This window comes from Halomonas sp. MCCC 1A11062 (genome assembly GCF_021404355.1).
Taxonomy (GTDB): Bacteria; Pseudomonadota; Gammaproteobacteria; order Pseudomonadales; family Halomonadaceae; genus Halomonas; species Halomonas aerodenitrificans.
Window position 1 is genome coordinate 24447 of the sequence record NZ_JABFTW010000035.1, and the last position, 11287, is coordinate 35733.

General features: G+C 63.3%; 7 protein-coding genes. 3 read left to right on the forward strand and 4 right to left on the reverse strand.

From position 1 onward, the window contains the following. The first annotated feature begins 113 nt into the window (after positions 1-113). Positions 114-1589: a tRNA uracil 4-sulfurtransferase ThiI gene (gene thiI, locus HOP58_RS21665; protein WP_234261669.1), complete on the forward strand. Its 1476-nt coding sequence runs from the start codon at positions 114-116 to the stop codon at positions 1587-1589. Between the two features lie 94 nt (positions 1590-1683). Then, the gene (locus tag HOP58_RS21670) at positions 1684-4905 is read left to right on the forward strand and encodes a transglycosylase domain-containing protein (RefSeq protein WP_234261659.1); all 3222 of its coding nucleotides are present in this window, start codon (positions 1684-1686) and stop codon (positions 4903-4905) included. Here HOP58_RS21670 and HOP58_RS21675 read toward each other — a convergent pair. The 3 genes from HOP58_RS21675 to HOP58_RS21685 all read right to left on the reverse strand — a co-directional run bounded on the left by HOP58_RS21675 (position 4845) and on the right by HOP58_RS21685 (position 9567). Beyond that, positions 4845-7934, reverse strand: coding sequence for an efflux RND transporter permease subunit (locus HOP58_RS21675; protein ID WP_010628837.1), 3090 nt, complete (start codon positions 7932-7934; stop codon positions 4845-4847). The two genes, HOP58_RS21670 and HOP58_RS21675, sit on opposite strands and share 61 nt — an antisense overlap. Positions 7935-7964: 30 nt before the next feature. Then, positions 7965-9020 (reverse strand): efflux RND transporter periplasmic adaptor subunit, encoded by a 1056-nt coding sequence (locus HOP58_RS21680; RefSeq protein WP_234261661.1) that lies wholly within the window; start codon positions 9018-9020, stop codon positions 7965-7967. Positions 9021-9291: 271 nt separating this feature from the next. Continuing rightward, complete coding sequence (locus HOP58_RS21685) at positions 9292-9567, reverse strand: hypothetical protein (RefSeq protein WP_010628839.1); 276 nt, start codon at positions 9565-9567, stop codon at positions 9292-9294. Positions 9568-9766: 199 nt separating this feature from the next. Between HOP58_RS21685 and HOP58_RS21690 the strand changes: the two genes are divergently transcribed. Continuing rightward, positions 9767-10897 carry a hypothetical protein gene (locus HOP58_RS21690; protein WP_234261663.1) on the forward strand — a complete coding sequence of 377 codons (1131 nt, stop codon included), beginning with the start codon at positions 9767-9769 and terminating at the stop codon, positions 10895-10897. A 21-nt stretch (positions 10898-10918) separates the two neighbouring features. Here HOP58_RS21690 and HOP58_RS21695 read toward each other — a convergent pair whose 3' ends face one another. Further along, complete coding sequence (locus tag HOP58_RS21695; RefSeq protein WP_234261665.1) at positions 10919-11176, reverse strand: hypothetical protein; 258 nt, start codon at positions 11174-11176, stop codon at positions 10919-10921. Positions 11177-11287 lie beyond the last annotated feature (111 nt).

Consider the following 11287-nt stretch of genomic DNA (forward strand, 5'->3'; position numbering starts at 1 on the left):
AAGGCGCCCTGGCTCCCCCGAATGGCTTCGAGACGAGAATCCGCCCCCCGCTTACCTCTCTCTGGTATAATGGCAAGCAATTGTTTTCCAATACCTTTACAAATCCCTTGCCCATGTACTATCTGCTCAAGCTGTTTCCGGAAATCACCATCAAGTCACGTTCGGTGCGCCGCCAGATGACTCGCTGTCTGGTCGGTAACATACGCAACGTGTTGCGTCCGTTGGGCGAGACGATAGACGTTCAGGGCGGATGGGATGCACTGAAGGTGCTCGTGCCGGCCGATGCCGAACCCGACTGGTATCGCGAGATACAGGAGACCTTGTGCGACATTCCCGGCGTGCATGAGGTGCAGTGCGTCGAGGAAGTCCCTTTTGTCTCCTTCGAGGACACCACCGCACGGCTGCTGCCCGTGTGGAGGAACGCCATCGCCGGCCGCACCTTTCGCATCACGGTGAAACGCCGTGGGGTGCACGATTTCAGCTCGGAACAGCTCGAGCGCCACCTCGGCCGGGCGCTGCTGGATGCGGCGCCCGATGCCAGGGTACGGCTGAAGGAACCGGACGTGGACGTCAGGGTAGACGTGGTCGAAAGCCGGCTGCGCATGGTGCGCCAGCGCTGGCCCGGCCTTGGCGGCTACCCCTTGGGTCTGCAGGGCCAGGCCCTGACGCTGATATCGGGTGGCTACGACTCCCCGGTGGCGGCCTGGAAGATGATGCGCCGCGGCATCAAGACCCACTTCCTCTTCTTCGAACTCGGCGGCGCCGGCCATGAGGCCGCGGTACGCGAAGTGGCACACCATCTGTGGCATCGCTACTCCCGCTCACATCGCGTGAAATTCATTGCGGTACCGTTCGAAGGAGTGGTGGCGGAACTGCAGCGCAGCATTCCCGATGGTCTAATCGGCGTGGCGCTGAAGCGCATGATGGTGCGCGCCGCGAGTCGCATTGCCACCCGTGCGCGTATCCCGATGCTGGTGACCGGCGATGCCATCGCCCAGGTCTCGAGCCAGAGCCTCACCAACCTGGTACTGATGGACGAGGCCAGCGACGTGCCGATCCTGCGTCCGCTGATCGCCGAGGACAAGCAAACCATCATCGACACCGCACGCCAGATCGGCACCGCCACCTATGCCGAAACCATGCCCGAGGTCTGCGGCGCCGTTTCCCAGCGGCCCAACACTCAGGCACGCCACGATAAAGTGATCGCAGCAGAGGAAAATTTCGATTTCAGCGTGCTGGACGACGCCGTCCAACGAGCGGTACTGACGCGCTCCGATCAACTGCTGGAGCAAGCCCAAACAGCAGCGCCCGAACTCGAGGTGATCACCGATCTACAGATCGCAGCCAACGACGCCGCCGTCAGCGTAATCGACATTCGCCCGCCTGCGGAACGCGAAGCGGCGCCCCTATCGCTTTCCCAGGTCGAGTGTCTGGAAATCCCCTTCTTCGAGTTGCAGTCGCGTGCCGAAGCGCTGCCTGATGATCGTCGCTATCTGCTCTACTGCGCTCAAGGTGTGATGAGTCGTATGCAGGCCATGCATCTTCACGATCGCGGATTGACCCATTTCGGCGTCTATCGCGGAAATTAGCGCAGGTTACAATTTCTTTTTTAGCAACCACTTTATTGCCTCACCGGACTAGGCTAAAACAAAAAGTATGAGTCGCGGTCGAGTGGGGTGACGTATGAGTGTGCGCGGTACTTCGTCACGCCGGGATTCGCCTACCGTGGCGTGGCGCGACAACGGCGATTCGCTGCCCAGGCGTTCGCCGTTCATTGAGGAACCGAGAATCGCCCCAGCTCCTCGGCCGGAACCGTCGCGCCGCTGGCTTTACCTGACATTGGCGCTCTTACTGCTGGTATTCGGTGTATCCCTGGCCACGCTGCTCGTCGCCGAGGCCAAGACGTCCCACTTTCAGGCCCAGGAGCTCTCCCGCTACGCCTCAACCCTGCGCTACACGGTGGAGCCCGGTCGCAGCACGCAGATCCTGTTTCCTCAACACGGCCCCTTCGATCAACGCCTGGGCTATACCCTGCTGCCGGAATTCGAATCCCGCCTGAACAATCGCGGTTACGAGATCGCCGAGCAGGCCCGCTTCACGCCCGCCCTGCTCGACTACACACGGCGCGGCTTCTTCCCGCCCTTTGCGGAGAAAACCCAGGCCGGCCTGACCATCGAGGAGTGCCGCGGCGACACCTTCTACGAGTTCCGCCACCCTCAGCGTCAATACGCCAGTTTCGAGGCCATTCCACCGGTGATACTGCAGGTGCTGCTGTTCATCGAGAACCGCCATTTGCTGAACGAAAGCACCCCCTACGCCAACCCTGCCGTCGACTGGCCACGCTTCACCCGAGCGGCCATGTCCCAGGTGGGGCGCGCCCTGGACATCTCGGAGCAGTCCGCAGGTGGCAGCACCCTGGCTACCCAGGTGGAGAAGTATCGGCATTCGCCGCGGGGGCTGACCTACTCGCCGATGGAGAAGTTGCGCCAGATGGTTTCCGCCAGCGTGCGCAGCTATCGCCAGGGCCCGCAAACCATGACGGCTCGCCAGGACGTGGCACTGGATTACCTCAATACCGTGCCGCTTTCCGCGGCGCCTGGCTACGGCGAGGTACATGGACTCGGCGACGGCCTCTGGGTCTGGTTCGGCGCCGACTTCGACACCCTCAACCGACGCTTGGCGATCGGCTTCGATGGCGTCGATGAACGTGCAGAGACGGGGTTGGCACTGCGCCAGGTGGTGGCCCTGATGATCGCTCAACGACGTCCCTCCTGGTATCTGACCAATGGCAAGCAGGCCCTGGAGGAGCTGACCGACAGCCATCTGCGCCTGCTGAGGCAGGAAGGGGTGGTGCCGTACGATCTCGCCCAGGCGGCTCTGGAGCAGCGCCTGTCGTTCCGTAACTTCGGCACGGCATCGTTCGACCTGCGCAATGAGCCCGACAAGGGCATCCAGATGGCGCGTCAACGCCTGGGCGGCATGCTCGGCATGTCATTCTACGATCTCGATCGGCTCGACCTCAGAACCAGCACCACGCTGCATGCCGATCTACAGCGGGACGTGACCCGTTACCTGCATCGACTGGCGGACCCGGACTTCGCCGCCGAAGTCGGCCTGCTGGGAGATCGCCTGCTGTCACGGGAGCGGACCCAGGACGTGCACTACAGCTTCACCCTGTTCGAGCGCAGCGAGGATGGCTTCCGGGTTCGCGTGCAGACCGACAATACCGACCAGCCGTTCGACATCAATCAGAGCAGCAAACTGGAGCTGGGCTCCACCGCCAAGTTGCGGGTGCTCGCTACCTATCTCGAAATGGTGACCGAGGTGCACGGCCGCCATGCCGGCAAAAGCGTAGAGGCATTACGCGCCATCGAAACCGACCGCCAGGACACGCTCAGCCGCTGGGTGCTGGACCGTCTCATCGAGAATCCCGAGCTGAGCCTCGATGCGCTGCTTGGCATGGCCATGGAGCGGCGCTATTCGGCGAGCCCGGCTGAGGCCTTCTTCACCGGCGGCGGACGCCATACCTTCAGCAATTTCCGCCGCGAGGACAACGGGCGCAATCCGACTCTCTCGGAGGCCATGCGCGAATCGCTCAACCTTCCGTTCATTCGGCTGATGCGAGAACTGGTGCGCTACAGCACTCACCATGCCGAGCACCGTTCGCCAGTGCTGGAAAACGACAGCGACCCAAGACGCGAGGAGTATTTGCGGCTGTTCGCCGACCGTGAGGGACGCACCTTCCTGCAGCGCTTCTGGCGCAAGTATCGCAACCAGGACAGCGAAGCGCGTCTCGTCACTTTCCTCGAGGGGCTCAACGTCTCCGCACCGCGCCTGGCGGCCGTGCATCGCTACCTGTTCCCCGAGGCCGACCTGGAGACGTTCAATGCGTTCCTCGTCGATTGGCTGCCCAACGCCAGCCGGCTCAGCGAGCGCGAGGTCGCGTCGCTCTACGAGCGCTACGCGCCCGGCAACTTCACCCTGACCGATCAGGGCTACGTGGCTCGCGTCCACCCGCTGGAGCTGTGGCTGCTGGGCTACCTGCTCGACTACCCGGAAGCCAGCTTCGGCGAAGCGGTAGCGGCCAGTGCCGAGGAGCGTCAGGAGGTGTATGGCTGGCTGTTCCGCACCCGACACCGCAGCGCCAGGGACGTACGCATTCGCACGATGCTGGAGGTCGAGGCATTTCTCGACATCCACGAGCGCTGGCAGCGCCTGGGCTATCCGTTCGCCCACCTGGTACCCTCGCTGGCCACCGCCGTGGGCACCTCGGGCGACCGCCCGGCGGCGCTAGCCGAACTGATGGGCATCATTCTCAACGATGGGGTCAAGCTGCCTACCCTGCGTATCGACGAGCTTCACTTCGCTGCCGACACCCCCTACGAGACACGCTTCGTCCCCGCCTACGCGCAGGCCCAGCGGGTCATGCGGCCGGAGGTGGCCGCGGTGCTGCGTGAAACCCTATCGCAAGTGGTCGAGGGGGGCACCGCCCGGCGGCTACAGGGCAGCTTCACCCTGGAAGACGGCTCGCCGCTAGTGCTGGGCGGCAAGACCGGCACCGGCAACAATCGCATCGAGACGGTCGGCCGCAGCGGCCAGGTGACAAGTTCGCGGGCACGCAACCGCACGGCCACCTTCGTGTTCTACCTCGGCGAGGATCACTTCGGCACCCTGACCGCTTTCGTCGCGGGCAGCGCCTCGGACGACTTCCGCTTCACCTCGGCCCTGCCTGTTCAGGTGCTGAAGGGCATGGAGCCGATCCTGCGCCCCTATCTGGTGCCAGGTGTCGGCACCTGTCCGCCGCCACAAACGGAGTACCATTTCGCCGATGACGGTGAGGCGGTTCAGCCCCCGGCCGAGAGCGACGACGACTCTTCCTCATCGCTCTCGGTTGCCCTGCGATAGGGAATGCCGAAGAACAGCGAGTAGAACACCGGCACCGCGATCAGCGTCAGCAGCGAGGCAAACGCCAGCCCGCCCATGATGGTAACGGCCATACTGCTGAAGAAGGCATCGAACAGCAGCGGTAGCATGCCCAGAATGGTGGTGCCGGCTGCTAGCAGCACCGGTCGCAGACGGCTGATACTGGCATCGATCAGCGACACCAGGCGCTCCTTGCCCGTCTCGATCTGGGCGTCGATCTCGTCGACCAGCACGATGGCATTCTTCATCAGCATCCCCGACAGGCTGAGCATGCCCAGTAGGGCCGTGAACGAGAACGGCAGCCCCGTTAGCAACAGCCCGATCACCACGCCGCAGATCGACATCGGCACCACCAGCCAGATGATCAACGGCTGGCGCAGCTTGCCGAACAGCAGGATCGATACCACCAGCATCGCCACGAAGCTCAGCGGCAGCTGTTGCGCCAGCGAGGCCTGGGCCTCGGCCGAGTCTTCGTATTCACCGCCCCACGCCATGGCATAGCCAGGCGGCAGCGCCATGGCCTCGATCTCTTCACGCACGGCTGAATGGGCCGCCGCAGCCGTGTAGCCCGGCGCCGGGTCGGCCTGTACCGTCAGCGTGCGCACGCGGTTGCGCCGATGGATCCGCGACTCCTCGCTCTGGGTTTCGAAGCCGTCGACGATCTGGGCAATGGGAATGAAGCGCTGCTCGGCGTTGCTCCACACCATGCGGTCGGCCAGTAGGGAGACGTCGCCGCGCTCGTCCGCCGGCGGACGGGCAACGATGGGTATCAGGTTGTCCCCCTCGCGGTAAGTACCCGCGCGTACCCCCGACGCGGCAAACTGCAGGGTTTGCGCCAGCTCGTCGCGGGTGACCCCGGCAATGCGGGCACGCTCCTCGTTGTACAGCGGCACCACGACGGCCTCTCGTTCGCGCCAATTCTGACGCACGTCGATCACCGCCGGGTTGGCCCGCATCCGCTGCTGTGCCTCATCCGCCAGGCGACGCAGCTCTGCCGGGTTGCTGCCCTGGAAGCGTGCCTCGATCTGGGCATCCCCACCCGGGCCGAACTGGATACGCTCGGTGCGTACCCGCGCCTCGGGAAACGCGGCCTGAAGCTCGGCATAGACGTGGGGATCGAGTTCATCGATGCGCTCCAGGCTCTCGGCCCGCACGATGAACTGCGCATAAGCCGGGTTGGGCTGCTCCGGGGCGTAGGTCAGCATGAAGCGAGTCGCCCCGCGGCCGACGAAGGTGGAGACGTTCTCCACCCCCTCCTGGTCGAGCAAGTAATGCTCAATGCGCTCGGCATCGCGCTGGGTAGCACGGATGTCGCTACCCTGGGGCAGCTCGTAGTTGACGTAGAACAGCGGCGTATTCGAGTCGGGAAAGAACGACTGCGAAACGAAGGTGAAGCCCCAGGCGCACAGCGCCGTGATCCCCACCAGCAGCGCCACCGAGAGCACCCGCAGGCGCAGCGCCAGGGTGAGAAAGCGAGCGTAGATACGATAGAACAGACCGCCGTGGGGGTCCTTGTCGCTGCCGAGCTGCCGGCCGTGAAACAGGTAGTAGCCGAACAGCGGCGTGACAGTGATGGCCAGGACCCAGCTCAGCAGCAGGGAAATGGCGATCACGGCGAACAGCGAGAAAAGAAACTCGCCGGTGACGTCATCCGACAAGCCGATGCCCGAGAAGGCCAGGATACCGATCACCGTAGCGCCGAGCAGCGGTATCTGGGTACGCCCGGCGGCCTCGCTGGCCGCCTCCTTGACCGACTTGCCGCGCTGCATGTTGATCAACATGCCCTCGGCCACCACGATGGCGTTGTCTACTAGCATGCCCATGGCGATGATCAGCGCGCCGAGCGAGACCCGCTCCATCTCGATATCGAACATCCACATGAAGAACAGCGTACCGAGCACGGTCAGCAGCAGGGTCGCCCCTACCACCACACCGACCCGCCAGCCCATGAACAGGCATAGCACCAGAATGACGATGGTGACCGAGGTGGCCAGGTTGACCAGGAAATCGTTGATGGCCTCATCCACCACCCGATGCTGCTCATAGATGGGATGCAACTCGACGCCTAGCGGCAAGCGCGCTTCCAGTGCCTCGAGATGACGCTCCACCGCTTCGCCCACCTCGACGATGTTGGCCTCCGCCACCCCGGCCACGGCCAACGTGAAGGCCGGCTCGCCGTTGTGCCGGATCAGGTGGTTGGGGATTTCCAACGGCTGACGATAGACGCTGGCGATATCGACCAGCGAGATTTGCTCGGTGGTGCCCGGTCGGCCGATGCGAATCGCCTCGATATTGGCCACACTGTCCACTCCTGCGCGGGCGACGATGCGCACGTGGTCGTCGCCGATGCGCATCGATCCCGCATCGGTGACCTGGTTCTCGGTCTGGATGGTGTTGATCACATGGTCGACGGGAATGCCAAGCGTGGTGAGACGCTCATTGGGGATTTCGATGTAGATGGTCTCGTCGCGCTCCCCCGCCGTGGTGACCCGCGCCACATTGGGCACCGTCAGCATTTCTCGCTGCAGGAAGCGCGAGATGTCACGAATCTCGTCGTGGCCGTAGCCCGGCGCCGTCACCGCGTAGAAGATGCCGTAGACCTCACCGAAGTCGTCGTTGACCTGCGAGGCCGAAGCGCCTTCCGGCAACGAGCCCTGCACGTCGTTGACCTTGCGCCGTAGCTCGTCCCAGATCTGCGGCAGCTGATGGCTACGGTAGGTGGAAGCTACTTCCACCTCGATTTCCGAACGCCCCGGCATGGAGAGCGACTCGATCACATCGATCTGCTGCAGCTCCTGGATGGCCATCTCCAGGCGCTCGGTGACCTCCTCCTCCACTTCCTGGGCAGTGGCGCCGGGGTACTGGGTGTTGATGATGGCATTGGGAATGGTGAAATCGGGATCTTCGAGCTTGCCGACGTTGTTGAACCCCCAGATGCCCCCAAGCAGGCAGACGACGACGATGAGCCAGGTGATGACCGGCCGTTCGATGGACGACTTGGCGATATCCATATCCTGCTCCTGCCAGTTTTCGGACAGTACTTAGAGAGTCTCTTCCATGGGGCGAACACGCATGTCTTCGTGCAGCAGATGGGCCCCTGCCGCCACGATCCGCTCACCGGGCTGCAAGCCCGCCAGTACCGGCACCGTGTCGCCATGCAGCTGGCCAACCATCACCTGGCGCGGCTCGACGCGCTGGTCGTCGGCGAGATAGACCCAGACCCGGAAGTTGCCTTCGTTGTCCGTATCGAGCGCGGCCACGGGGATGCGCAGCGCGCCATGTTCGATGGCATCGATCAACGACACCGAAACGGAAGCCGTCATGCCCGGCATCGCTCCGACGGCTTCATGATCGGGAATGGCAAACTCCACCTGGTAGGTCTGGGCGACGTCATCGGGCTCGGTGACATGCTCGCGGTACTCGAGGGGAAAGCGCTCGCCAGGTACCGAGAGCAGTTCGGCCTCGACCTCGAAGCGCTCCGGATTCACGACGTTGCGTACCAGGGTCTCGGGAACGTTGATTCTGACCCGTAGCTCCGTTACGTCCTGCACCCGCGCAATGGCCGTATTGGGCTGCACGTTGCTGTGATTCTCCACCAGCCGGCGGGTCACCATGGCATCGAAGGGCGCCTCGATGGTGGTATAGGAGAGGTCCTGACGCGCGCTGTCGCGCTGCACTTCGGCAAGCTCGTACTGGGTGCGCACCTCATCGAAGGCCGACTGCGAGATGGCATTGGTTTCCAGCAACTGACGGGTACGCTCCATCTCTCGCCTGGCCAGCTGATATTCGGCCTCGGCTCGCCGAACGGCCAGCTCGAAGTCGGTCGGGTCGAGGCGAGCCACGCTTTCGCCCTGGGGGATGGTCTCGCCCTGGCGCGGCGGCACCTCGATCAGTTGGCCGCCGACACGAAACGACAGGTCTACCGTGCGCAGGGCCTCCACTCTGCCGACGAAGCGTCGGCTCGGCACCAGCGTGTGTTCCCCCACTTCCATGAGCTTCACCACACGCACCGCAGGTTCGTCCTCTGCAGCCTGGTCGCCGTTGCACCCGGCCAACGCCAGCGCAACTATCGCCATGAGCCCCACTGCCCGCTTCATCGAACGACCTCCCTGTGTCTGCGCTATCGCGTGTATCTGCCCTCTCGCGCCTACCGTCGGCTCCCTGAACGACTAACCATAGACCATACGAGCCTGAATGTAAGGCGCGCTGAATATTCAATCATACGTTTGAAACAGAGTCACGCCAATCACCGCAAGCCCCTCTACAAGCCCCTCTCTGCAAGCCACTCGTGACAAGCCATTCGCGACAAACCATAAACGACAAGGCCCGGTGCTGTGCACACCGGGCCTTGTACGAGAATGTCGTCGCTTACTGGCAGGGCACTACCTTACGCATGGTGTCCTTGGCCCACAAGGTCTGGCCATCCGGCGTCCTGCCATGGTCGTTCCAGCGCTCGGTGATCTCCATGCAGAAGGAGCCGGCGTTTTCGGTACGCACGTCCGGGTTGGACGGGCGCTCGCCACCGATGCGCAGCAGATCGGGATTTTCGGTGGTGTAGCGAGGCGCAATGGTGGAATTGCTGGCACAGCCGGCGACCAGGGCAGCGGCAACCAGAACTACGGGCAAACAGCGGCGCAAAGGCATGTTCACAAACCCTCAAGAATGTCGATTTCACTCCGGCAGGCATTGCCGGTAGCGCTAAATATCATTTGCCCCAGCGCAGCGTCAATCTTTTTCGAACACCGTTCGCTTGCGAATCGAACGGGCGTATGGCTCGTCGTAATACTGTGGCAACGCTACGCTGATGGATAACAACCAGAACCAAGGACATGGCAAGGGTTTCATGGCAGAAACAAGACCGGACCTGGAATACGCCCCCCAACCCAGCATCTTCGAGCGCTGGGCAGGACGCTTTCTGCAGCAGCACAATCGCCGCCGGGCCACTCCCAGGCAAGCGCGTCGGCACCACGAACTCAAGGGAATCGAGCGCGCCTTTTACGCCAGCGTCGCCTGGGCCATCGTGGCCGGCATCGTTTCCGGCGGCATCATCGGTGGCATGGAGTGGTACATGCGCCAAGGCATGCTCGATGGCATGCAGGACATGAGTCTGATGGAGCAGTTGCCCTACTGGACCGGCTTCTTTGCCGTTGCCGGGGTGGTCAGTGCGCTGGAAATCGCCTTCCTCTACTGGAACGCCCTGCGTGGCGTGGCTACCACTAGCCGACTGGCCGGCGCACCGCTGCACGACAGCCCTCTTGCCGAGCTGACCTTGCTGGGCCTGAGCCGTGCAGCCCTCGAATTTCCCAGCCCCAGGCACCGGATCTACGGCATCGACCCTTACGCTTACCTGAGCCGCTGGCGGCTCATTACCATGTCGGTGATGTATCGCCTGAAGGTTGGCGTGACCAGCTTCCTGCTGCGCGTTTTCCTGCGCCGGGTGCTGGGCCGCGTGGCGCTGCGCGGCCTGCTGCCGCTGGTCACCGGTCCCTTGTATGCCGCCTGGAACGCCATCATCACCTGGCGGATCATGATCAAGGCCCGCGAACAGGCACTGGGACCATTCGCCATCGAAGCGATGATCACCAGGCTGTCGCAAGACCCTCTGAGTGAGCGTGCACAGCGGGTTTCACTGCATGCCGTAGGCGCCTTGATCATGGCCAACCAGGATGCGCACCCCAACCATGTCTACCTGCTCTCCCGCTTGCTCGACGCCTTCCACCATCAGGAGCATGAGATCGATGTGGACTGGCCCGGGCAGCGCTTTGCGCTCAGCCGGCTGGAACGGGCAGAGAAGCACCGCGTGCTCGAGCTACTGATCGCGGCTACCGTGTTCGCCGGCAGATGCAAGGGCAAGCGCAAGCGCTTCCTCGAGGAGCTGTTCGAGGCCTGCAACATAGCTTACCCCCATGAGAAGGTTCGCACTTGGCGCCGCCAGTTCATGAACGGCCAAACCTTTGGCAGCGCCAGCGCCTGAACCGACCGTGAGTGAGCGCCGTCAGCCGACCAGCCCCGAACCAGGCGCCAGCGCCAGCACCGGCAGGGAATCCTGGCCACGCTGGGGTCGCGCTTCCGGCTCCGGCAGCCGGAAGGCCGCAACGGCTGCCAGCATTTCCTCGGCATGGGCTTCGAGCTCGCGGGCCGAATCGGCATTTTTCTGTATGAAGGCCACGTTCTGCTGTGTGACGCGATCCATTTCCGTCACTGCGGCGCCCACTTCACGCACACCTTCGCTCTGCTCGCTGCTAGCTGTCAACGCCGACTGAAAAGTGACCCCCTTTGGGCGTAGAACGCCGAAATAAAAGTGACCCCCTAGGCCCGCTGGGTTATTTCATGGTTGTTGAAGGTGTGCCGGCCTTGCGCTTGT